General features: G+C 70.5%; 21 protein-coding genes and 1 riboswitch. Of the genes, 8 read left to right on the forward strand and 13 right to left on the reverse strand.

Translation table 11 applies throughout. The features are described 5' to 3' along the window. Nucleotides 1-7 precede the first annotated feature (7 nt). Nucleotides 8-976 (reverse strand): hypothetical protein, encoded by a 969-nt coding sequence (locus tag AB7I40_RS00900; protein ID WP_428346502.1) that lies wholly within the window; start codon nucleotides 974-976, stop codon nucleotides 8-10. 37 nt (nucleotides 977-1,013) lie between these two features. Continuing rightward, entirely contained in the window at nucleotides 1,014-2,717 is a 1,704-nt protein-coding gene (gene ilvD / locus AB7I40_RS00905; protein ID WP_428346503.1) for a dihydroxy-acid dehydratase, read from the reverse strand. 85 nt (nucleotides 2,718-2,802) lie between these two features. On the opposite strand from ilvD, the gene AB7I40_RS00910 reads away from it, so the two are divergent. From AB7I40_RS00910 to AB7I40_RS00920, 3 genes are read left to right on the forward strand one after another with little or no spacing between them, the layout of a single operon-like run. Continuing rightward, nucleotides 2,803-3,540, forward strand: a complete 738-nt coding sequence (locus AB7I40_RS00910; protein WP_428346504.1) for an HAD family hydrolase — start codon at nucleotides 2,803-2,805, stop codon at nucleotides 3,538-3,540. 23 nt (nucleotides 3,541-3,563) lie between these two features. Beyond that, nucleotides 3,564-6,041 (forward strand): glycoside hydrolase family 65 protein, encoded by a 2,478-nt coding sequence (locus AB7I40_RS00915; RefSeq protein WP_428346580.1) that lies wholly within the window; start codon nucleotides 3,564-3,566, stop codon nucleotides 6,039-6,041. Between the two features lie 4 nt (nucleotides 6,042-6,045). Continuing rightward, a complete protein-coding gene (locus tag AB7I40_RS00920; protein WP_428346505.1) occupies nucleotides 6,046-7,005 on the forward strand; it encodes a phosphotransferase enzyme family protein in 960 nt (319 codons plus the stop codon). Here AB7I40_RS00920 and AB7I40_RS00925 read toward each other — a convergent pair. Together AB7I40_RS00925 and AB7I40_RS00930 are read right to left on the reverse strand one after the other, a co-directional pair. Next, nucleotides 6,980-7,438 (reverse strand): SRPBCC family protein, encoded by a 459-nt coding sequence (locus tag AB7I40_RS00925; protein ID WP_428346506.1) that lies wholly within the window; start codon nucleotides 7,436-7,438, stop codon nucleotides 6,980-6,982. The two genes, AB7I40_RS00920 and AB7I40_RS00925, sit on opposite strands and share 26 nt — an antisense overlap. A gap of 10 nt (nucleotides 7,439-7,448) precedes the next feature. Beyond that, nucleotides 7,449-8,534 carry a WD40/YVTN/BNR-like repeat-containing protein gene (locus tag AB7I40_RS00930; protein WP_428346507.1) on the reverse strand — a complete coding sequence of 362 codons (1,086 nt, stop codon included), beginning with the start codon at nucleotides 8,532-8,534 and terminating at the stop codon, nucleotides 7,449-7,451. A gap of 123 nt (nucleotides 8,535-8,657) precedes the next feature. Here AB7I40_RS00930 and AB7I40_RS00935 point away from each other — a divergent pair, with 123 nt between their 5' ends. The 3 genes from AB7I40_RS00935 (at nucleotide 8,658) to AB7I40_RS00945 (ending at nucleotide 10,965) form a co-directional block, all read left to right on the forward strand. Continuing rightward, nucleotides 8,658-9,515, forward strand: coding sequence for an EamA family transporter (locus AB7I40_RS00935; RefSeq protein ID WP_428346508.1), 858 nt, complete (start codon nucleotides 8,658-8,660; stop codon nucleotides 9,513-9,515). An 82-nt stretch (nucleotides 9,516-9,597) separates the two neighbouring features. Further along, nucleotides 9,598-9,789 carry a hypothetical protein gene (locus tag AB7I40_RS00940; RefSeq protein WP_428346509.1) on the forward strand — a complete coding sequence of 64 codons (192 nt, stop codon included), beginning with the start codon at nucleotides 9,598-9,600 and terminating at the stop codon, nucleotides 9,787-9,789. A 54-nt stretch (nucleotides 9,790-9,843) separates the two neighbouring features. Continuing rightward, nucleotides 9,844-10,965 (forward strand): PQQ-dependent sugar dehydrogenase, encoded by a 1,122-nt coding sequence (locus AB7I40_RS00945; RefSeq protein ID WP_428346510.1) that lies wholly within the window; start codon nucleotides 9,844-9,846, stop codon nucleotides 10,963-10,965. Here the strand turns inward: AB7I40_RS00945 and AB7I40_RS00950 are convergent. From AB7I40_RS00950 to AB7I40_RS00990, 9 genes are all read right to left on the reverse strand, one after another. Then, nucleotides 10,952-11,758 (reverse strand): ECF transporter S component, encoded by an 807-nt coding sequence (locus AB7I40_RS00950; protein ID WP_428346511.1) that lies wholly within the window; start codon nucleotides 11,756-11,758, stop codon nucleotides 10,952-10,954. The two genes, AB7I40_RS00945 and AB7I40_RS00950, sit on opposite strands and share 14 nt — an antisense overlap. Beyond that, nucleotides 11,755-13,308: an ABC transporter ATP-binding protein gene (locus AB7I40_RS00955; protein ID WP_428346512.1), complete on the reverse strand. Its 1,554-nt coding sequence runs from the start codon at nucleotides 13,306-13,308 to the stop codon at nucleotides 11,755-11,757. Before AB7I40_RS00955 ends, AB7I40_RS00950 begins: the two co-directional genes overlap by 4 nt. After that, complete coding sequence (locus tag AB7I40_RS00960; protein WP_428346513.1) at nucleotides 13,305-14,438, reverse strand: energy-coupling factor transporter transmembrane component T family protein; 1,134 nt, start codon at nucleotides 14,436-14,438, stop codon at nucleotides 13,305-13,307. The genes AB7I40_RS00955 and AB7I40_RS00960 overlap by 4 nt, the downstream gene beginning before the upstream one ends. Continuing rightward, nucleotides 14,435-15,316, reverse strand: coding sequence for a hypothetical protein (locus AB7I40_RS00965; protein WP_428346514.1), 882 nt, complete (start codon nucleotides 15,314-15,316; stop codon nucleotides 14,435-14,437). Before AB7I40_RS00965 ends, AB7I40_RS00960 begins: the two co-directional genes overlap by 4 nt. Further along, the gene (locus AB7I40_RS00970; protein WP_428346515.1) at nucleotides 15,316-16,929 is read right to left on the reverse strand and encodes a hypothetical protein; all 1,614 of its coding nucleotides are present in this window, start codon (nucleotides 16,927-16,929) and stop codon (nucleotides 15,316-15,318) included. Before AB7I40_RS00970 ends, AB7I40_RS00965 begins: the two co-directional genes overlap by 1 nt. A gap of 102 nt (nucleotides 16,930-17,031) precedes the next feature. Then, nucleotides 17,032-17,102: riboswitch (cobalamin riboswitch) on the reverse strand. Between the two features lie 54 nt (nucleotides 17,103-17,156). Next, nucleotides 17,157-18,677 carry an Asp-tRNA(Asn)/Glu-tRNA(Gln) amidotransferase subunit GatB gene (gene gatB / locus AB7I40_RS00975; RefSeq protein ID WP_428346516.1) on the reverse strand — a complete coding sequence of 507 codons (1,521 nt, stop codon included), beginning with the start codon at nucleotides 18,675-18,677 and terminating at the stop codon, nucleotides 17,157-17,159. Further along, nucleotides 18,677-20,215, reverse strand: a complete 1,539-nt coding sequence (gene gatA, locus AB7I40_RS00980) for an Asp-tRNA(Asn)/Glu-tRNA(Gln) amidotransferase subunit GatA (RefSeq protein ID WP_428346517.1) — start codon at nucleotides 20,213-20,215, stop codon at nucleotides 18,677-18,679. Before gatA ends, gatB begins: the two co-directional genes overlap by 1 nt. After that, complete coding sequence (gatC, locus tag AB7I40_RS00985; protein ID WP_428346581.1) at nucleotides 20,212-20,541, reverse strand: Asp-tRNA(Asn)/Glu-tRNA(Gln) amidotransferase subunit GatC; 330 nt, start codon at nucleotides 20,539-20,541, stop codon at nucleotides 20,212-20,214. The genes gatA and gatC overlap by 4 nt, the downstream gene beginning before the upstream one ends. A 59-nt stretch (nucleotides 20,542-20,600) precedes the next feature. Next, nucleotides 20,601-21,044, reverse strand: a complete 444-nt coding sequence (locus AB7I40_RS00990; RefSeq protein ID WP_428346518.1) for a hypothetical protein — start codon at nucleotides 21,042-21,044, stop codon at nucleotides 20,601-20,603. A 79-nt stretch (nucleotides 21,045-21,123) separates the two neighbouring features. Here AB7I40_RS00990 and AB7I40_RS00995 point away from each other — a divergent pair, with 79 nt between their 5' ends. Then, nucleotides 21,124-21,654: a SigE family RNA polymerase sigma factor gene (locus AB7I40_RS00995; protein ID WP_428346519.1), complete on the forward strand. Its 531-nt coding sequence runs from the start codon at nucleotides 21,124-21,126 to the stop codon at nucleotides 21,652-21,654. Then, on the forward strand, nucleotides 21,647-22,771 hold the full coding sequence (locus AB7I40_RS01000) for a hypothetical protein (protein WP_428346520.1): 1,125 nt from the start codon (nucleotides 21,647-21,649) through the stop codon (nucleotides 22,769-22,771). Before AB7I40_RS00995 ends, AB7I40_RS01000 begins: the two co-directional genes overlap by 8 nt. The last annotated feature ends 15 nt before the right edge of the window (nucleotides 22,772-22,786 follow it).

Below are 22,786 nucleotides of genomic sequence, written 5' to 3' on the forward strand. Positions count from 1 at the left end.
CTGCGAGTCACTGATAGCTGACGAAACGTACCGCGGGTCGGATCCGCAGGACCTCCCACGGCGCGAACAGCCGCGTGTCCTCGTCGTAGAAGAGCTTGAAGCCCATCCGGAACTGCTCGTGCCGCTCGACGTGGTGGTAGGTGGCCAGCTTCTGCTGCCGGTTGCCGAATCCGTCGACGTGCTGCACCTCGACCAGACGGGGCCGGTCCGCGACTCCGGCGATGCCACGCACCATCTCGGTGCGGAACTGGTGCACGACGAAGAGCTTGTCGGGCAGCCGGTTGACCCGGGTGAGCTGGTCAAGCCAGGCGCCCACGCGGTTGACCTCGGTCGCCGACACGCTCCCGATGACCCGGGCCGGCACCTGTCGTCCGTGCATGCGCCACTCAGGATCGAGGGCGAGGCTGACCCACGGGTCCTTCAGGGCCCAGGCCCAACGCTTGGCCACCTCGAGGAATCCCGCGCGCCCGGGCTGCAGGTCAAGCACGAGCAGCGCCTTGTTGCGATGAGCGGCCCGGATGAAGGCCTCCACCTTGGCCCGGTCGATGTCGTGTGAGTAGTCCCGTCCTCGGCCGGGGTGGGCGTCGGCGACGGTCACGATGAGCTCATAGACGATCTGCACGGGGCGTCCAGGGCGTGCGAAGGCCTGCGCGGCCTGCCGCAGCCGCTGGGTCATCACGGGGATCGATCGCTCCCCGAGCACGCCGAGCGACCCGGTGCCGGCGGTGCCGTAGTAGGCCACGAGCATGCGGTCGGGGTCGAAGTGCCGCCCACCGTGCGGCAGCAGCGGGGGTGGCAGCGGGTCATCGGGCGGTGGCTCGACCGGGTCGTGGTGGGTGGCGTCTCCGGTCGGGCCGGTGGCTGACGTCTCGCTCGGCACTGCGACGCCAGGAGTGTTCGCGGGCCGCGGCGGGAGGGCGGCGAGATAGCCGAGGCACAGCAGCACGGCCACGCCCAGTCCGATCCCCCACTTCACCCCAGCACGGTACGCCCTGGGCGGCCCCGAAGCCGGATCAGCTCGTGATGGCGCCGTGCGCGGCGGACTGCACGACCTTGGCGTACTTGCCCAGGACCCCACGGGTGTACTTGGGGGCGTTGGGGGTCCAACCCACCCTGCGCTCCTCGAGCTGCGCCTCGCTCAAGGTGACGTCGAGGCCGCCACCGGCGACGTCGAGACGCACCAGGTCTCCATCCCTCAGGAAGGCGATCGGTCCACCGTCCACGGCCTCGGGGGCGATGTGGCCGACGCACAGGCCCGTCGTACCGCCTGAGAAGCGGCCGTCGGTGACCAGCAGCACGTCCTTGCCGAGACCGGCACCCTTGATCGCGCCGGTGATCGCCAGCATCTCGCGCATCCCCGGGCCACCCTTGGGGCCCTCGTAGCGGATCACGACGACGTCGCCGTGCAGGATCCGGCCCTCGGTGAGCGCCTGCATCGCAGCCTTCTCGCCGTCGAAGACCCGGGCCGGGCCCTCGAAGATGTCGTCGTCGAAGCCAGCCGACTTGACCACCGCCCCCTCGGGCGCCAGGGAGCCCTTCAGGATGGTGATCCCGCCGGTGCGGTGGATGGGAGCCTGCAAGGACCGGATGATCTCGCCGTCGGCCTGCGGCGGGTTGAGCGCCTCCAGGTTCTCAGCCATCGTCCGGCCGGTGACGGTGAGGGTGTCACCGTGCATCAGCCCGGCGTCGAGGAGCAGCTTCATCACCACCGGGATGCCGCCGATCTTGTCCACGTCGTTCATCACGAAGCGGCCGAACGGCTTGAGGTCGCCCAGGTGCGGCACCTTGGCGCCGACCCGGGTGAAGTCGTCGAGGGACAGGTCGACATCGGCCTCCCGCGCCATCGCGAGCAGGTGCAGCACGGCATTGGTGGAGCCGCCGAGTGCCATCACGACCGCGATGGCGTTCTCGAAGGCAGGCTTGGTCATGATCTGACGAGCCGTGATGCCCTGGCGCAGCATGGTGACCACGGCTTCGCCCGAGCGATGTGCGAAACCGTCACGACGGCGGTCGACGGCCGGCGGGGCGGCCGAGCCGGGCAGGGACATGCCGATCGCCTCGGCCACGGCCGCCATGGTGTTGGCCGTGTACATGCCGCCGCAGGCGCCTTCGCCGGGACAGATGGCCCGCTCGATGCGGTCGACCTCGGCACGGGTGATCTTGCCGGCCAGGCAGGCGCCGACGGCCTCGAAGGCGTCGATGATGGTCACGTCGTGGCCGTCGACCGAGCCCGGCATGGTGGAGCCGGCGTAGAGGAACACCGAGGCCAGGTCGAGCCGGGCGGCAGCCATCATCATGCCGGGCAGGGACTTGTCACACCCGGCCAGCAGCACCGAGCCGTCGAGGCGTTCGGCCATCATCACGGTCTCCACGGAGTCCGCGATGACCTCGCGCGAGACCAGGGAGAAGTGCATGCCCTCGTGGCCCATGGAGATGCCGTCGGAGACCGAGATCGTGCCGAACTCGAGCGGATAGCCGCCCGCGGCGTGCACGCCGTTCTTGGCAGCCTTGGCCAGGCGGTCCAGGGACAGGTTGCACGGCGTGATCTCGTTCCAGGAGCTCGCCACCCCGATCTGCGGCTTGGCGAAGTCGTCGTCGCCCATCCCGACAGCGCGCAGCATCCCGCGCGCCGCCGCCTTCTCGAGACCGTCGGTGACGTCGCGCGAACGCGGCTTGATGTCGGGTTGGCTGCTCGAGGTCTGATCGGTCGAACTCATGGCGGTGAGCCTAGTCCCGGCGTCGTGACCAACAACATGGGTGTCTGCGGTGCGGGCACCGGGCCGAGACCCCTAGCCTTGTCCCGTGCCCGACGACAAACCTGCTCCGGTGTGGAGCGACTACGCCGCTGTGCTGTTCGATCTCGATGGCGTTGTCACGCCCACCGCCGAGGTCCACATGAGGGCCTGGGGGGTGATGTTCAACGCATTCCTCGCCTCTCGCGACCAGGACCTGGCGCCCTATACCGACGACGACTACTTCGCCTACGTCGACGGCAAGCCGAGGTACGACGGGGTGCGGGACTTCCTCGCCTCGCGTGGGCTCTCACTGCCCGACGGGGAACCTGCCGACAACCCTGCTCTCGAGACGGTCTGCGGGTTGGGCAACCGCAAGAACCTGGCGTTCAACGAGGTCCTCGCGCGCGACGGCGTCACCGCCTACCCGGGTTCCATCGACCTGCTCAACCATCTCGCCGCGATCCGGATGCCCCTGGCGGTCGTGTCGTCGTCGGCCAACGCTCCCTCGGTGCTCGCCGCTGCCGGGCTGTCGGACCGGTTCCTCACGGTCGTCGACGGCCGCGTCGCAGCCGACCTCGGGCTGCCGGGCAAGCCCGCTCCGGACACCTTCCTGCACGCCGCCGAGGTGCTCGGCGCGACCGCGGCCACCTCGGTGGTCATCGAGGACGCGGTCTCGGGTGTCCGGGCCGGAGCCGCCGGCGACTTCGCCCTCGTCATCGGCGTGGACCGCGGGGCAGGGAGCCAGATCCTGCTCGACGCGGGTGCCGACCTCGTCGTACCCGATCTCCAGGAGCTCGTCCCGTGAGCCGCAACGTCCCCGCCGACCCGATGGACCGCGCCCGGTTCCCCCTGGACCCGTGGCGCCTGGTCGAGACCTCGCACAACCAGGCCGACCTCGGCCTGACCGAGACCCTGTTCACGGTCGCCAACGGCTACCTGGGCATGCGCGGCAACCCTGCGGAGGGTCGCGACGCCTACGCCCACGGAACGTTCATCAACGGGTTCCACGAGACCTGGTCGATCCGCCACGCCGAGTCGGCCTTCGGGTTCGCGCGGACCGGCCAGACGATCGTCAACGTGCCTGATGCCAAGGTGATGAAGCTCTACGTCGACGACGAGCCGCTGAACCTGGCCAGCGCCGACCTCGAGCACTACGAACGGGTGCTGGACTTCCGTGAGGGCGTGCTGCGCCGAAGCCTGATCTGGCGCACGCCGTCGGGCAAGCGGGTCAAGGTCGACTCCAGCCGGATGGTGTCGATGACCCAGCGTCACCTCGCCGTGTTCACCCTCGAGGTGACGATGCTCGAGGGCGACGCCCCCCTGGTGATCTCCTCGCAAGTGCTCAACCGCCAGGACGGTGAGGACGAGTACCACGTCAAGTCCGCAGCCATGGGCGAGGGCGTCGACCCGCGCAAGGCCTCGCACTTCGAGGAGCGGGTGCTGCTGCCGAAGGCGAGCTACGCCACCGAGAAGCGGATGCTGCTGGGCTACCAGTGCGCCCAGTCCAAGATGACGATCGCGGTCGCGGCCGACCACGTCATCGAGACCGATCAGCCGGTCGAGACGGTGGTCCGCAACGAGCAGGACCTCACCAAGATGGTCTTCCGGGTCGAGGCGAAGGAGGGCAGGCCGGTCACGGTGGGCAAGTTCGTCGCCTACCACAGCTCCCGCGGAGTCCCCGTGCGCGAGCTCTCGGATCGGTGCGACCGGACCCTGGACCGGGCCAGGCACAACGGCGTGCGCCACCACCACGACGAACAGCGCGCCTGGTTCGACGACTTCTGGTTGCACGCCGACATCGAGGTGGAGGGCCAGGACGCCATCCAGCAGGCCACCCGCTTCAACCTCTTCCAGCTCGCCCAGGCCAGCGCCCGCGCCGACCAGCAGGGAGTGCCGGCCAAGGGCGTCAGCGGATCGGGCTATGAGGGGCACTACTTCTGGGACACCGAGATCTATGTGATCCCCTTCCTCACCTACACGTTGCCCGAAGTGGCTCGCAACACGCTGCACTTCCGCTCCCGGATGCTGCCGGCCGCCCGCGAACGGGCCCGCGAGATGGCCCAGAACGGGGCCCTGTTCCCCTGGCGCACCATCAACGGCGAGGAGGCGTCGGCCTACTACGCGGCCGGCACGGCCCAGGTGCACATCGACGCCGACGTCGCCTACGCGCTGACCAAGTACGTCGACGCGACCGGGGACACCGGCTTCATGGAACGCGATGGCATCGACATCCTGGTCGAGACCGCGCGGCTGTGGGCCGACCTCGGATTCTGGCGCAGCAACGGCGAGCACTCCTTCCACATCCACGGCGTGACCGGGCCCGACGAGTACACCACCGTGGTCAACAACAACCTCTTCACCAACGTCATGGCGCGCTACAACCTCGAGCGCGCCGCGCGCGCGGTCCAGGAGATCAAGAGCTCGGATCCGGCCACCTACCAGGCGATGGTCTCCCGGCTCGATCTCGCCGACGGCGAGGTGGAGGAGTGGCAGGCCTGCGCCGACGGGATGGCCATCCCGTTCGACCACTCGCTGGGCATCCACCCGCAGGACGACTACTTCCTCGATCGTGAGGTCTGGGACCTGTCCCAGACACCGGAGGACCTGCGCCCTCTGCTGCTGCACTACCACCCGCTGGTCATCTACCGCTTCCAGGTGCTCAAGCAGGCCGACGTGGTCCTGGCGCTGTTCCTGCAGGGAGACCGGTTCACCACCGAGGAGAAGTGCGCCGACTTCGAGTACTACGACCCGATCACCACCGGCGACTCGACCCTGTCGGCGGTTGTGCAGTCGGTGATCGCGGCCGAGGTGGGCTACCACGAGCTGGCGTCGCAGTACTTCCACCAGGCCCTCTACGTCGACCTCATCGACCTGCACGGCAACACCGTCGACGGGCTGCACATCGCCTCGGCCGGTGGCGTGTGGAGCGCCCTGGTCAACGGGTTCGGCGGGATGCGCGACCACGGCGGAGTGCTGTCGTTCGACCCGCGCCTGCCCGTCGGTTGGCCGTCGCTGACCTACGCCCTGCGTTGGCACGGTTCGCGACTGCGGGTCTCGCTGACCCAGAGCGAGATCAGCTTCACCGTCGAACACGGCAGCGGGGTGCCGGTCCGGGTGCGCGGCCGCTCCTACGACGTACCCGCCGACGCGCCGCTGGTGGTGCCGCTGGACGACCAGGGCCCGCGGACCGCCGGCACGCTCGGTGACAAGCCGATCATCGGTGGCCGTCGCGACGACGGCACCATGATCACCGCGAGCGTCCCCGAGCCGACGTTCCCGGCCGACGAGTGGACCACGGACGCCTGAGCGTGTGCTGACACCCGCGGACGCGCTCGCGATCGCCGAGTCCTTCGGTCTCGGGGCTCGGGCCTCGCTGACCGGACCCGTGGCGGCCGGGCGCCTCGGTCAGGTCTGGCTGCTGACGACCCCGCAGGGACGTTATGCCGTCAAGGAGCCCTTCTTCCCCGTGTCCGCCACGGACGCACGGGCCGATGCCGCGTTCCAGGATGTCGTGCGGGCCGCCGGGGTGCCGATGCCCGCCGTGGTGCGCACCCCGGGCGGCGAGGTGCTGGCGCCCGTCGGTGGAGCGCAGGTCCGGCTCTACGAGTACGTCGACGTGCTGCCGGGCACCCCGCGCCTGGACCCGGTCGCGGTCGGTCGGCTCCTCGCGCGCCTGCACCAGGTGGTCGTGTCTGCGGCGACACCGGTGGACGCGTGGCACACAGACCCGGTGGGACGAGTCGGATGGGAGCGACTCGTGCGGGAGCTGTCGCGCGCCGGCGCCCCCTTCGCGACGCGACTGGACCGGTTGGTGCCGGACCTGCTGGCGGTCGAGGCGCTGCTGACTCCTCCGGCGGCCGCCCAGCTGTGCCACTGCGACCTCTGGAGCGACAACCTGGTGAGCACTCCCACGGGCGAGCTGATGGTGCTGGACTGGGAGAACGCCGGAGCGGCCGATCCCCGTCAGGAGCTGGGCATGGTCGTCTACGAGTACGGGTGCGGCGAACCGGAGCGGATGCGCGAGCTGTACGACGCGTATGTCGCTGCCGGCGGACCGGGACGACTCGACGCGCCGGGTGACCTGACCATGCTGGTCGCCACGCTGGGGCACATCGCCGAGGAGGGCTGTCGCCGGTGGCTGGCCGCCGACACCGACGCCGCCCGCGCGGACAATGCCGCCTGGGTGGCGGAGTTCCTCGACGACCCCGTCACGGTGGCGACCGTCGAGCACCTCCTCGGGGCAGTCAGGGGGACTCGGCCACGGCCTTGAGCCGGGTCAGCCCCTTCTCGAAGTCCTTGCCGACCAGTCGGTCCATCGAGACGACCTTGCCGAACAGCGCCATGAGGCCGGACTGCTCTCCGGTCATGCGCCAGGTGACGCCGGTCGAGGACCCGCCCGGCTCCAGCTCGAAGGTGATGTCGTTGACCGCCTTGAACGGCTTCAGGAAGCTCAGGGCGATCCGGATCACCGTGGGGGTGGATGACGTGATCTCCATGCTCCCCTGCCCGGCCTTGCGGTTGCCCGACCAGGCGTAGTGCGCCCCCGGACCGGACTCAGGCCCGGAGTAGACCCGATGCAGGTCGGGGTCGACATCCTCCCAGGGGGACCACGCGGTCCATTCGTGGAAGTTGCTGATCAGCGAATGCAGGGTCTCGGCGGGCGCATCGATCTGCGCCTGGCGGACGACCTCGAAGGAGCCCATGAACCTCAGCCTAGAGCGAGGCAGCCCGCACGACCATCACGTCCGGCAGGTCGCTGACCACCAGGGACCACGTCTCGCCAGCATCGGCCGACCCCCACACGCTGCCGTTGCGAGCCCCGAAGTACAGCCCCGGTGAGGCGTGGTCGTCGGCGCACATGGCATCGCGCATCACGGCGACGAAGAAGCCGTCGGGGAGACCCTCGCCCAGCGGCTCCCACGTGTTCCCGGCGTCCTGGGAGCGCCAGACCCTGGCCTCGGCGTCGGGCGGGTAACGCTTGTCGCCTCCCTGGATCGGGAAGACGTAGATGGTGTCGGGTTCGTGGGGGTGGACCACCATCGGGAACCCGAAGTCCGCCGGCAACCCGTCCGCGATGGACTCCCAGGTGCCTCCCTCGTCGTCGGAGCGGTAGACCCCGCCGTGGTTCTGCAGGTAGAGCCGCTCGGGCCGGGCGGAGTGTCGGGCCACCTTGTGCACGCACTGCCCGAACTCGGGATACTGCTGTCCCTCCGGCAGGAACTCCGCGCGGATGCCGTGGTTGCGCGGCTCCCAGGAGGCACCGCCGTCGGTGGTGCGATAGACCCCACCGGTCGACAGCGCCACGGTGACGGAGTCGGGGTCGCTCGGATGGGGCAGCACTGTGTGGAACGCCTGGCCCCCGAAGCCGGCCTGCCACTGCTCGCGGTGCGGGTGGTCCCACAACGCCTGTTCGAGCGTGAAGGTGGCCCCGTGGTCGGTGGAGCGGAAGACGGCGCCGGGCTCGGTGCCGGCGTAGACGATCTCCGGCCGGGCGCCGGGGGTGAGCTGCCAGATCCGGGCCAGGGTCGCGTCGGTCGCCTCGGGGAAACGCACCGCCCCGTTGGGGGTCTCCTGCCAGGACTCCCCCAGGTCGTCCGACCGCCATACCTGCGGCCCGAGCCAGCTCGACGACGAGCCGACCAGGAGCCGCGGGGTCGCTCCGCGAGTGTCGATCATGGCGGAATAGACCTCCTCCATGTCGAAGTGCGGCCCCGTCCAGGTCCAGTCGGTCCGCGCCTCCTCGGATCGCCCGATCCACAGCCCCTTACGTGTGCCGACCAGCAACAACGTGGATGTCACTCGACCACCCTCCTCGATTCGAGACCCCGCACACAGGCCTAACCGATCCGCCCGCCGGGGTCAAGGCCCGCGCGCACCTCACCTGGGTGCGCCGGGGGGACCGACGACTGGCATCCTGATCGCGTGTCGGGCGCAGTGCGAAGAGCAGTCGGGCTGGTCCTCATCGGCATCCTGTCGGTCCAGTTCGGTGCCGCGGTCGCCAAGGACCTGTTCGACGAGGTCTCCCCCACCGCGCTGGTGTGGCTGCGGCTCGCCACCAGCGCCACGATCCTGCTCGCGATCACGCGTCCCCGCCTGAGCGGTCGCTCGCGCGAGGACTGGATGGTCGTCCTGGGATTCGGGGTGAGCCTGGGACTCATGAACTGGGCGATCTACCAGTCGTTCGCCCGCATCCCGTTGGGCTTGGCCGTCACCATCGAGTTCGTGGGTCCGCTGACCCTGGCCGTTCTGGGGTCACGACGGCCCCGCGACCTGGCCTGGGTGATCCTGGCCGGCCTCGGGGTGGCCCTGCTCGGGGCCGAGCCGGGTGACCTGGACCTGGCCGGCGTGGGGTTCGCCCTGCTCGCCGGAGCCGCGTGGGCGACGTACATCCTGCTGAGCGCCCGCACCGGCCGGCGCTGGCCGGGACTCGACGGTCTGGCCGTGGCCAGTGTGGTGGCCGCGACGGCCCTGCTGCCGGTCCTGCTCCTCGATGGTGCCGCCCAGCTCATGGACAGCCGGATCCTGATCCTTGGCCTTGCTGTCGGGCTGCTCTCGTCCGTGGTGCCCTACAGCCTGGAGCTGGTCGCGTTGCGGACCCTGCCCCCGGCCACGTTCGGGATCCTGATGAGTCTCGAACCGGCTGCTGCCGCACTGGCCGCCATGCTGCTGCTGAGCGAGTTCCTGAGCCCGGTCCAGTGGCTCGCGATGGCCTGCGTGGTCGCTGCGAGCATCGGCGCGACCCGCTCGGCGGGCGTGCTGCACGGCCCTGTGCCGGACTGACTCGCACCGACGGCCCCAGCGTTCACACAGATGTCACCCAGGGTTGATGCGGAAGGGTGGTCTGCTCCTTTACCTTCGACTCATGGCCTTCTTCTCGGCACGCTTGCTGTCCCTGCGTCACTGGCCGACCGCGAGCCAGCAGATCTCCCGCCGCAACGCCATGATCGCCTGCACGGCGCTCTCCGCCCACCGGGCCCAGGTGCTCGAGGTGGACGCCTTCATCGCTCGTAGTGTCCTGCCTCGGGCCGAAGGACGGGTCTCGGCCCACGGCTGATCCGGACCGACCCATGGCCGCGGGGGTCAACCAGGGGTCGGGCAGACTTGCCCGATGATCCGACGACAGGTCGCCGGTCTGCTGGTGGGAGCCGGATTGCTCACCGGTTGCGCCAGCAGCGAGGACTCACCGGCGCTGCCCAGCCAGGCGCCGACCGGTCCGGCCACGACCGCCTCGCCGCAGGCCGAGCCGACCGCGAGTCCAGGTCCCCGCAGGCCCCAGGTCGTCGACACGATCGCCACCGGCCTGGCCGTGCCGTGGGGCGTGGCGTTCCTCCCCGATGGCTCCGCGCTCGTCACCGAGCGGGACAGTGGCCGGGTGCTCTCGATCACCGACGGCAGGGTGGGTGAGGTCGGCACCGTCGACGAAGCTGCTCCCCAGGGTGAGGCGGGACTGCTGGGCATCGCTGTCTCGCCGACCTACGCAAGCGATCAGCAGGTCTTCCTCTACGTCACCACCGAGCAGGACAACCGGATCGTCCGCACGACGTACGACGGGCGGCGACTCGGCAGGCTGGAGGTGATTCTCGACGGCATCCCCAACGGCTTCATCCACGACGGTGGCCGGCTCGCCTTCGGTCCCGACGGCTACCTCTACGCCTCCACCGGCGAGACCGGCGAGGAGGAGCTCGCCCAGGACCTCGACTCCCTGGGCGGCAAGATCCTGCGGATCACCCCCGACGGCGACGCCCCACCGGGTAATCCGTTCGGGGAGTCCCCCGTGTGGAGCTGGGGGCACCGCAACGTGCAGGGACTCGCCTTCGACGACCGGGGCCGGCTGTGGGCATCCGAGTTCGGGGCCTCCGAGTTCGACGAGCTCAACCTGATCGTGAAGGGCGCCAACTACGGCTGGCCTCTGTTCGAGGGCACCGGAGGCAACGGACGCTATGCCGAGCCCGAGGTGGTGTGGCGGACCTCGGAGGCCTCCCCGTCGGGACTGGCGTTCGCAGACGGCCGGCTGTGGCTCGGGGCCCTGAGGGGCGAGCGGCTCTGGCGCGTCGACGTCAACGGCAGACGGGCCGGCGACCCGACCGACTTCTTCGTGGGCGAGCACGGCCGGATCCGCACGGTCGTCGTGGCCCCGGACGGGAACCTGTGGGTGACCACCTCCAACCGTGACGGGCGCGGAGACCCGGCGGCGGGCGACGACCGGATCCTCGAGGTCAGACCCGGCTGACCTCGGGCTCCGGCGTGATCGTGACCTTGCGAGACACCCGGCGCAAGGTGCTCAGCACGGCGGGGCCGAGGAGCAGGATCGCGATCGAGTTGGTGATGGCCCGGCCGGTGTCCCAACTGCCCGTCGAGGTGATGAGCGTGTAGGCGGCGAAGCGGCGGAGGTTCTCCAGCACTGGGTCACCTGGCACGAAGGCCAGCCCGTTGCCGTGCCCCGGCAGCTGCAGGCCCAGGAGGAAGGGCCAGCTCGAAAGGTTCATCAGGATGCCGAAGGCGTAGGCGGCGGCGATCCCGTAGACGACCAGCATCGCGAGTTCCGCGCGCCCCCGGACCCGGCGCGGCAGCAACCCGGCGCCCATCCCGACCCAGGCCGAGCACAGCATCTGATAGGGCAGCCAGGGCCCTACCCCGGCCGTCATCAGGGCGGAGGCGAAGATCGACGTGCAGCCGAGGACGAACCCGAACCCCGGCCCGAACACGCGTCCTCCGAGGATGAGCAGGAAGAACACCAGTTCGATGCCCGCCGTACCGGCGCCGAGGCCGCGCATCAGGGCGTTGATCGCACTCAGCAGACCGAGGACCGCCAACGCACGCGCGTCCATGCCTCCCTCGCTGAACTCCGCCAGCACCACCCCGATGACCAGGGGCAGCAGGGCGAGGAAGAAGAACGGCGGATCGACGCGGGTCCCCTCGGGAACCCGCAGCAGGAGCGGCCAGGCCAACATCATGAGCCCGGCCGCCGAGGCCAGGACCAGGACAGTGCTCGAGCGGCGCCCGAGGGGCAGCACCGTGCTCACGCGAGCACCTCGACCTCGTCCACGCGCAACCAGGGCGCCCCGAAGATCTTGGTGACCTGGGGAGCGTAGGAGGGCGACTCGGCGATCACGTCGCGGACCGGGCCGGAGGAGACCACCTCGCCTTCGGCCAGCACCACGACGTCGTCGGCGACCTGGGCCACGAACTCGACGTCGTGGGTGGCCACGAAGACCGGGTGGCCGTCGGCGGCCAGGTCGCGCAGCACTCGCGACAGCTCGGCCTTGGCCGGGTAGTCGAGCCCGCGGGTCGGTTCGTCGAGCAGCAGGATCCTCGGCCGGGCGGCGAGCACGATCGCCAGCACCAACGCCAGGCGCTGGCCCTCGGACAGGTCACGTGGGTGGCTCTCGTCATCGATCCCCGGTGCCAGTCGCGACAGGATGTCGCGGCAACCCTCTCCGGCCGCGGCACACTCCTCGGCCACGGTCTCGAGGTAGAGCAGGTCCGAAGCACTCTGAGGCACCAGCCCCACCGTGGCCCGGCGCTCGGCCGCGTCGAGAGAGGCGGGGTCGATGCCCCCGACGTCCACGCGTCCGGCGTACCTGCGACGACCACCCTGCAGGGCCCACAGCAACGACGACTTGCCCGACCCGTTGCGACCGATCAGGGCGGTGACCCGGCCCTCGGCAAGGTGCACGTCGACCTCACGGAGCGCCACCGTGCGCCCGTGCACCACCGAGAGTCCTGCGGCGCTCAGGGCGGTGCCGCCCGATGCTGCCGGCCGCGCGGGCAGCGGGGCGAGGTGCACGGCGCGGGCCACCCGGCGAGCGTCACGCACTGTCAGCGGCAGCGGGTCCCACCCGATGAGGCGACCCAGCTCGACGATGGGCGGTACGACGGGCGACGAGGCGAGCACATCGGTCGGGGTGCCGACCCGGACTCCCCCGCGACCGTCGAGCAGGCAGATCTGGTCGGCGAACGGGATGACCCGCTCCAGCCGGTGTTCGGCCAGCAGCACCGAGAGTCCGAGGTCCTCGACCAGGCGTCGCAGGGTCGCCAGCACGTCCTCGGCCGCGGTCGGATCGAGGGCCGAGGTGGGTTCGTCGAGCACCAGGAGCCGCGGGTGCATGGTCAGCACCGAACCGATGGCGACCCGCTGCTGCTGTCCACCCGACAGGGTGCGCAGGTCACGCGCCCGCAGGTCGGCGATGCCGAGCAGGTCCAACGTCTCCTCCACGCGGCGCCGCATCGTGGTGGACGTCAGCCCGAGCTGCTCCATGCCGTAGGCCAGTTCCTCCTCCACGGTGTCGGTCACGAACCCCGCAGCAGGGTCCTGGCCCACGTAGCCGATCAGGTGGGCGCGCTCGCGCGGCGGTTGGCGCAGCACGCTGACGCCGTCGATGAGGACGTCACCGGACAGATCGCCTCCGGAGAAGCGAGGCACCAGACCGTTGACGATGCCCAGGAGGGTGGACTTGCCCGATCCGGTGCGACCCGAGACCAGCACGAACTCGCCGTCCTCGACGAGCAGGTCGACCCCGCCGAGGATCTGCTGCTCGGCGTAGCGGAAGGAGATGTTGCGCAGCTCGATCATGCGGCCACCGGCTCCCGGTCGCGATCACCCTTGACCGGCGCCAGGGAGTGCGGCACCCGGGAGGTGACCGGCTGCGGAGCGGCCACCGCCGGGATCAGGCCGACCAGGACAGCCAGCAGCGCCGTCAGGGTGACCTGGGGTGCCGTGGTGAGGTCGGGGTAGGCGATCAGCAGATCGGTGGAGGTGACCTTCCAGAGCCCGGCAGCCACGGCCAGTCCGCAGACGGCGACCACGACCTCCGCCGCGCGCCAGCGATCGGGCCGGTAGCGGGTGCGCTGCACTCGCTGCCCCGCGCTGACGATGCCGATGAGCGCGGCGAGGCAGCCGAGGACCAGCATCGGCACGGCCAGGACGCGCGGCGCCTGCTTGTCGAGGACCGCGTAGACGCCCACGCAGACCCCGCTGAGTCCGACGAGCATCAGGGCACCGGTACGACGGCGCTCACCCCTGGTGAGCCCCCCGGCGCGGCCGTAGCCGCGGGTGTCCATCCCGGCAGCCAGCTTGAGTGAGCGGTCCAGGGCGTCCTCCAGCACCGGGATCAGCAGCCGCCGCAGCCGCCAGATCCGGCCGGTGGGACCACCGCGCAGCTCCTGGGCAGCCCGGACCCGGCGCAGGCTGTCGGCGAGCTGGGGGAGCACGCTGACCGCGACCACGAGCGCGGTCCCGATCTCGTAGAGCGCCGGAGGCACCGACTTGAGCAGTCGCTTCGGGTTGGCCAGCGAGTTCGCCGCTCCGACGCAGATCACGATGGCCGCCAGCCGCAGCCCGTCGTAGAGCCCGGCGAGGACCGACTCGCGGGTCACCGGTCCCAGCAACTGGATGCCCAGGACCCAGTCCGGCAGCGGGATCTCCGGCAGGTCCAGCCACACCGTCGTACCTTCGCCGCCGCCCAGGAGGATCCGGAACAGCACCCGGATCACCACGATGGCTGCACCCATCAGCAGGTAGAGCCGGAACGACCGTGCCCAGGGGTGATCCGAACGCCGGGCTGCCACCACGACCGCGGCGACGCCGATGAGCAGCAGCAGGAGCAGGGGGTTGGTCGTCATCGAGGCAGCCGCCGCCAGCCCGATCGCCCAGATCCACCAGGCGATCGGGTGCAGGTCACGGGGCAACTGCCGGAGGTTCACGACGCGTGGTCCCCCCGGCGACGTACGACGGCCACTGTCGCGGCGCCCGCGAGGAGCACCGCGATGACTGCCCCGACGCTCCACAGAGGAAGCCCACCCGAGTCCGTCGGGTCACCTGCGTCGGGTACGTCGGCGGCCAGCGCCGCATCGGTGGAGGTGGCGCCGTCCGGCGAGGCGGAATCCGAGGCGGACGCCGAGGCGGAGGTCGACCTGGCGCTCGACGTGGTGCTCGACGCTCGCGGCTTCCTCGATGCCGAGGCCGACGGCACCGCGCTCTGCGAGCCGTTCGGGGAGGACGCGGAGGTGGCACTAGGAGACGAGGAGGCCGTGGGCGCCACCGTAGGCGACTTCGTGGGTGACGTCGTCGGTGTCCTGGTGGGCTGAGCGGGAGCGCTCGGCTCGTTTCGCGGAGTCGGGCTGACGCCCGGCGAAGTGCGTGCGCCGCCGCCCTGCCACGACCAACCGACGTAGCCGCCGTCCGGCACTGACAGGGAGCCGGCACCCAAGGAGGCATAGACCCACCCACCCCCCTTGCCGTCGTTCCAGAACAGACCCCAGTAGGCATCGGACGGCGGGGTGTTGACGCAGGGGTCGGCTGCCGGGACGCCTGCGATCCGGCAGACGAAGCCGGGACTGCGCTGCACGTAGGTCAGCGCAAACCCTGCCGCGGTGGTGGCCGACGTCGCGGTCCGACCACCCCCACTCGCGCAGCCCACCTGGGTGCCGCCGACCTGATTGGCGTCGACGACGACAGTGACGCCGTGGGCCCCGGAGCACCCTGCAGCCTGGGCGGGCACCGCCGTCGCAAGGACGGCGATGCCCGCACCGGCGGCGCCGGTGACGAGCACGCCCATGAGGGCAGCCAGTCGCTTCAGCATCAGCGCACCGTGAGGGACTTGGTGTTGCTGCGCAGGTCGGCGAACTGTCCGGTGACCCGGATCTTGCCCGGACCGCTGGTCCGGCCGACCCGGAAGGAGTCGGTGAACCTGCCGGCGGCACCGGCGACTCCGCCGCCGACGACCTCACCGCGCCACCGGATGGTGAGCTTCTCCCCCGCCTCGAGCCCGGACACGCGGACCGTCTGCAAGCCGCCCTTGGCGATCGTGCGCTTGGCGAGGGTGAACGGGACCGTGAGGGTCCCCAGCGCTCGCAGGGTGGTGCGCTGGACCCCGTCGAGGCTGGACACGGCGTAGACCCGGTCGGCGGTGCCGGCCGGAACGGTCACGTCCGCGGTGAGGCGGGCGCCGGTGCCCTTGAGGACACGCTCGCCGCCACCGCCGGAGAGGCAGCCACGCGAGGAGGGAGCCAGCCCGGAGACCCGCAGGGTCTGCGTCGACCTCGCCCGCACGAATCCGGTTGGTCCCGAGACGTCGAAGGCCTGGTCGGCTGCCGGAGCCCACTGGAGCACCGGAAGCGCCTGCGCGCTCGCCCGGCGCCACTGGTCCATGGTCTCGACGGTGATGCCGTCGGTCCTCCCGGCCACGAGGGCCGGGCCGTTGTAGGCCAGTGCACCTCGCTGGGAGGTGAGCTTCGTGGTGCACGGGGCGGTGTCGGCGGCCAGGTTCCTGCGCACCCAGGTGGCGGCCGCGATGGCCTCCGTGGGGTGCCCGAGGTCTCCGAGCGCCCAGCCGGCAAGGCCGGTGCTGTTGGTGTTCTTGTCCGGGGTGAGCGGATCCCCACTGGTGAAGGAACCGTCAGCAGCCTGCTGCTCGACCAGCCAGTTCACGGCCGCGTCGAGGGCGTCGGCGACATCGGGATCGGTGACCTGGTCCTCGAGAGCGAGGACGACGAGCGCGGTGGCGTCGGTGTCAGCGCTGCCGGTGGCGCCGTCGCAGCTCTGGTCGGTGGCGGTCTTGTCAGCGGTGAAGGAGACCCGGAAGTAGCCCGGCGAGCACTGCTGCTGGAGCAGGAAGCTGGTGACCGCGGGCGCCTGCGCCGAGTCGACCGCGGCCAGCGCCTGGGCAGCGAAGGCCTGGCCGATCACGTTGGCGAAGTCGCCGGCGAACGGACCCGGGGTGAAGTCGTCCTCGATCCGGCCGGCGATGGGCGCCGTCGTCGACACGAGGCCCTCCAGCCGGGCGATCAGGTCGACCCCGCCGTACGCCGCAGCGTCATCGCCGGCGGTCTGCGCCAGCACCGCAGCCTTGGCCGTCGAGCCGGCATAGACATCGCTGGACCCGAAGTCGACGCCGGTGGTGTAGCTGTCGACGTGGGCAGCGATCGCATCGCTGATCTGCTGGACCTTGGCGGGACGCTGGCCGGCGCCGGCGAAGGCGAGGGCGGCGTCGATGCTGAGGCCGTAGTCGTCGAAGTCGTACTGGTCGTTGTGGACCACCCCGGCCGGCACCTGGGCGGCCAGCCAGCTGGCTCCCGCCGCGACCGGCTTCGGGTCGCTGACGGCGGTGGCCGTCGAGGCGAACGTGGTCATGGCCAAGGGAATCGTCAGTGCGGTAGCCGACATGACTGCCGCGGAGCGCAACAGGCGCTTCATGGGTTCCTTCCCGCTGCTCGCCAGCGGGGCTACGGAGCTCGGATGAGGCCCGGAGATCCCGCTGTTTTCCTCGACAGCGTGTGATCAGGACGCAGCGCAGCAGGTGTTCCGGCTTCCGACTCGTGAGGTCGGCCTACGGTTGCGGGTCAGCGCCGGATTTGGACCGGCTTCCCCTGGTTGCGAGCGTTTGTGGATGTGGTGGTGCAGGAGCGAATGTATCAGGAGATTCAGCCGAGCTTCTCCAGGATCAGTTCGCGAACGCGCCCGGCATCGGCCTGACCGCGCATCTCCTTCATCACCGCGCCGATGAGCGCCCCTGCCGCCGCCACCTTGCCGTCGCGAATCTTGTCGGCGATGTCGGGGTTGGCCGCGATCGCGTTGTCCACGGCCGCACCGAGCGCACCGTCATCGGACACGATCGCCAGCCCCCGCGCAGCCACGATCTCCTCTGGAGTGCCCTCACCGGCCACCAGGCCGTCGAAGACCTGGCGCGCCAGCTTGTCGTTGATCGCGCCGGCATCGACCAGGGCCTGGACCGCGGCCACGTCCTGGGGACTGACGCCGAGCGCGGCGATGTCGGTGTCGGACTCGTTGGCCCGCCGGGCGAGCTCGGAGAGCCACCACTTGCGCGCCGCCTGTGGCGTGGCGCCTGCGGCGATGGTCTCCTCGACCAGGCCCAGTGCCCCCGCCCCGACCGTGTCGCGCATCTCCAGGTCGGAGAAGCCCCACGCCGCCTGGAGGCGAGCCAGCTTCTCGCGCGGCGGCTCCGGGAGGGTGAGGCGCAACTCCTCCACCCACGCCCGCGAGGGCGCCACCGGCAGCAGGTCGGGCTCCGGGAAGTAGCGGTAGTCCTCGGCGTCGGACTTCTCTCGTCCGCTGGTGGTCACACCGGTGTCCTCGTGCCAGTGCCGGGTCTCCTGAAGGATCGATCCGCCACCATCGAGGATCGCGGCGTGTCGCTGCATCTCGAAGCGCACGGCTCGTTCCACCGACCGCAGCGAGTTCACGTTCTTGGTCTCGGTCCTGGTGCCCAACCTGCCGTCACCCCTCGGGGACAGGGACAGGTTGACGTCTGCACGGATCGACCCCTGGTCCATCCGCGCGTCCGAGACGCCGAGGGCGACGATGAGCTCGCGCAGCTGGGCGACGTAGGCCTTGGCGATCAGCGGCGCCTGCTCGCGGGTCCCCATGATCGGCTTGGTGACGATCTCGATCAGCGGGATCCCGGCACGGTTGTAGTCGACCAACGAGTAGTCGGCACCGTGGATGCGTCCGGTGGCGCCACCGACGTGCAGTGACTTGCCGGTGTCCTCCTCCATGTGGGCGCGCTCGATCTCGACCCGGAAGACCTCACCCTCGCCCCCTTCGCCGGGCAGCATCACGTCGAGATGGCCCTCGAAGGCGATCGGCTCGTCGTACTGGGAGGTCTGGAAGTTCTTCGGCATGTCGGGGTAGAAGTAGTTCTTGCGCGCGAAGCGGCACCACGCGGCGATCTCGCAGTTGAGCGCGAGGCCGATGCGGATCGCCGACTCGACCGCCTTGCGGTTGACCACGGGCATGGCACCGGGCAGGCCGAGGCAGGTGGGGCAGACCTGCGTGTTCGGTTCGGCGCCGAACTCGGTGGGGCAGCCGCAGAACATCTTCGTGAGCGTGTTGAGCTCCACGTGCACCTCGAGGCCGAGGGCCGGGTCGAACTTCTCGAGGGTCTCCTCGAAGGAGAGCAGGGTGTCGGCGCTCATGCTGTTCATCACTGGGCTCCGTCGCGTCGGTCGAGCTTGTCGAGATCCGGTGCGCGATCGAGCAGCGGACCTCCCCACGTCTTCTCCAGCAGGGCCTCGAGGGCCGCACCGACCCGGTAGAGCCGGTCGTCGGCGAGTGCCGGAGCCAGGATCTGGAACCCGGCCGGCAGCCCGTCCTCGGCCAGGCCGCTGGGCAGCGACATGCCAGGCACCCCTGCCAGGTTGGCCGGGATGGTGGCGAGGTCGTTGAGATACATCGCCAGGGGGTCGTCGAGCTTCTCGCCCAGCTTGAACGCGGTCGTGGGCGCCGTGGGCGAGACCAGCACGTCGGCCAGCTCGAAGGCGGCCTCGAAGTCGCGACTGATCAGGGTGCGCACCTTCTGTGCCGAGCCGTAGTAGGCGTCGTAGTAGCCGCTGGACAGCGCATAGGTGCCCAGGATGATGCGGCGCTTCACCTCGTCGCCGAACCCCGCGTCGCGCGAGGCCCGCATGACGTCCTCGGCGCTCGGGTCCTCGATGCCCTCGGGCAGCACCCGCAGGCCGTAGCGCATGGCATCGAATTTCGCCAGGTTGCTGGAGGCCTCGCAGGGCATGATCAGGTAGTACGCCGCCAACGCGTGGACGAAGTTCGGACAGGACACCTCGACCACCTCGGCTCCGGCCGCGACCAGCAGGTCGACGGCCTCGGCGAACCTCGCCAGCACGCCGGCCTGGTAGCCCTCGCCACCCAGTTCGGCGATCACCCCGATGCGTACGCCGCTCAGGTCGCCGCCGGCACCACGGCGCGCTGCCTCGACGAGGTCCGGCAGGGGCTGGTCGATCGAGGTGGAGTCGCGGGGATCGTGACCACCGATCACCTCGTGCAGCAGCGCTGCGTCCACCACCGTCCGGGTGACCGGGCCGGCCTGGTCGAGCGAGTTGGCCATCGCGACCAGCCCGTAGCGCGAGACGCCACCGAAGGTCGGCTTGACCCCCACGGTGCCGGTGACCGCGCCAGGCTGGCGGATCGAGCCACCGGTGTCGGTGCCGATGGCCAGGGGTGCCTCGAAGGCTGCGACCGCGGCGGCCGACCCACCGCCGGACCCACCGGGGATGCGGTCGAGGTCCCACGGATTGTGGGTGGGCCCGTAGGCGGAGTGTTCGGTGGAGGAGCCCATCGCGAACTCGTCCATGTTGGTCTTGCCCAGGATCGGCAACCCGGCGGCCTTGAGGCGGCTGACCACGGTGGCGTCGTACGGCGGGATCCAGCCTTCGAGGATCCTCGATCCGCAGGTGGTGGGCAGACCCGAGGTGGTCAGCACGTCCTTGACCGCGATCGGCACCCCGTCCAGGGCCGAAGCGGGCGCTCCCGCGGAGCGCCGGGCGTCCGACTCCGCGGCCTGCGCCAGCGCGCCCTCGGGGTCGAGGTGCAAGAAGGCGTGGACGTCACCGTCGACGGCGGCGATGCGGTCGAGGTGGGCCTGGGTGAGCTGGACCGAGGTGACCTCGCCCGCGGCGAGGGCATCAGCCAGGCTGGCGGCGCTCGCACGCGTCCAGTCGGTCTTCACTGCTCATCTCCCAGGATCCGCGGGACCGAGAAGCGCTGCTGCTCCTGGGCCGGTGCACCGGCCAGGGCCTGCTCAGCGGTCAGTCCGGGCACGATCACGTCCTCGCGGAACACGTTGGTCAGCGGGAGCGCGTGCGAGGTCGGCGGGACGTCGTCACCCGCGACGGCACTGATCGAGGCCACCGACTCCAAGATCACGCTCAGTTGGGGCGCGAGGTGGTCGAGCTCGGCATCGGACAGGTCGATCCGCGCCAGGTCTGCCAGGTGGGCGACCTCGTCACGGGAGACCACGACACGGTCGCGGGGCGACGTGCGCGATCCAGGGATTTCAGGCATGCAGCGTCCTTCACGATCGGCGGAGACCAGCCAATCCTAGGGGCCTGCGTTCACCACCAGTGGCGGTGGCCTCCACCGTGGTGGCGAGGACCGCCATCGTGGTTGCCGTGATGGGAGGGCCAGGTATGGGCCGGTCCGTCCTGCTGCGGGTCCTGGGCGTCGGCCGCAGCCTGGGACGTCTCGACCTGTGGCGGGTGCGCGACAGCGACCGGCGCCTTGGTGCCTGACTTCGGCAGCGGACCCTTGTAGGGCTTCGGGTTGTAGCGTGACTGGCTGCGCGAGGCCGCCGCCTCGCGCTTCGGTGCGACGGCACGCTTGGCCGCTGGGGTGGACTCCACCTGGGCGGGCGGGGCTGCGGCGGGCGCGGACGGGCGCTCCGAGAGCATCATGGTGGCACCGACGGCGACCCAGGCGGCTGTCAGCAGAGTCCCGGTCATCACCAGGGCCGTGCTGCGCGGGGTCCAGGACCACGGTGAGCGAGGCGTTTCGGGCATGCCGGACACCCTAGAGGGGTTGTGGGCCCAACCGAAAGCCACGCCACCACATCTTTCAGGGGGAGAGAAGGAGGACGTAGTGGCGAGATCACCCTCGGATGCCGAGTTCACGGCCTTCGTCCACGGCTCGTGGGCGGGCCTCTACCGCACGGCGTACCTCTTGCTGGGCGACCGCGAGCTCGCCGAGGACCTGGTGCAGACGGCCCTGGCCAAAACCTATGGTTCCTGGGGTCGGGTGCGGGATCTGGACCGTGCCCACGGCTATGCCCGGACGGTGTTGGTCAACACCGCCACCGAGTGGTTCCGCAAGAAGTCGTGGCGCAACGAGCTCGCCACCGAGGACGTGAGCGCACGCATCCGCGAGACCACGCACGAGCCGGACGCCACGACCCGGCCGCTCGTGCTCGATGCCCTGCGCACCCTGGCCCCTCGTCAACGAGCGGTGATCGTCCTGCGCTTCTACGAGGACCTCGACGTCGCCCAGACCGCGACCGCACTCGGGTGCTCCGAGGGCACCGTGAAGAGCCAGACCTCCGATGCCCTGGCCCGTCTTCGTCCCCTCCTCGGGGACGCCGTCATCCCCCTCAGCCAAGGAGCCAGTCATGACTGAACGTCTCGCCACCCTCCTCAGGGAGGAGGCCAGTGCCCTGGAGATCCCACCGCCGCACCTGCCCGACATCATGGTCGAGGGCCACCGGCTGCGTCGCCGGCGTCTGGTCACGAGCGGCTTGGCAGCCGCCGCGGTGCTCGCGGTCTTCGGCAGCGCCGCACTGGTGGCGTTGAACCACAGTGACCGCCCCGGCACCGCACCGGAGCAGAAGCTCGATCCGGCGACGGCGGCCTACCTCTCCGGAGGAGCCTTCTCGGCCGGGCGAACGGTCTACTTCGGCGATCGGGCGCAGCACCGAGCAACGCTGCCCGAGGACATCAAGTCCCTCTACTACACCTCCTCGGGCGTGGTGGCGCGCACGGGTGACAATGCGGAGTCCGACGATCCCGGCCCCTCCCACTACAGCCTGGTCACCCCGGCCGGCGAGGTTCGCCGGCTCGATCTGGACCTGGGCGACCGGGTGCCCTCCACCGACCCGGGACAGCCCTACCTCGCCTACGCCGACAAGGCCGGTGACGGCTGGGTCGCTGTGGTCCGCGACGTCGTCACCGATGAGGAGGTCGCCCGGGTCCCGGTGCCGGGTGACTTCACCTGGGGAGGATGGCTCGCGCCCCCCGTGGCACTGTCCGGGGACACCGTGTTCGTGGGCATGGACCAGGCCGGGATCGCGGTCGACTGGCGCGCCGGCACCACCACCGTCGCCGACCGGATGGGTCCCGAGGCCTACCCGTCCGCCACCGGGGGTCGGGATGTGGCCTCCACCCGAGGTGCGAGCACGATCTACGACGTCGCCAGCGGGGAGAAGCTGTTGCGGATCCCCACCGAGCCGGACCGCTACCCCTACGTCACGCTCTCGCCCGACGGGCGGTTCGCCGAGCTGATCAACCAGGACGAGTCGGAGGGCACCGCCTTCACGGTCTACGGGGTCGACAGCGGGACCGTCCAGACGATCCGGGGTGCTGCCTGGGACTTCGGCTGGACTCCTGACGGTCACCTGTTCGCGGTCACGCGCACCGAGCTCACGGTCTGCGACCCCGGCACCGCCGAGTGCGAGACCCACCCGGTGGACGTGGGCGCTGGAGGCCTGAAGCTCGGGGGCAAGGCCTACGAGAGCTGAGTGCTGGGGTCGCCC

The organism is Nocardioides sp. (assembly GCF_050246775.1).
In the GTDB taxonomy this organism is placed as follows: domain Bacteria; phylum Actinomycetota; class Actinomycetes; order Propionibacteriales; family Nocardioidaceae; genus Nocardioides.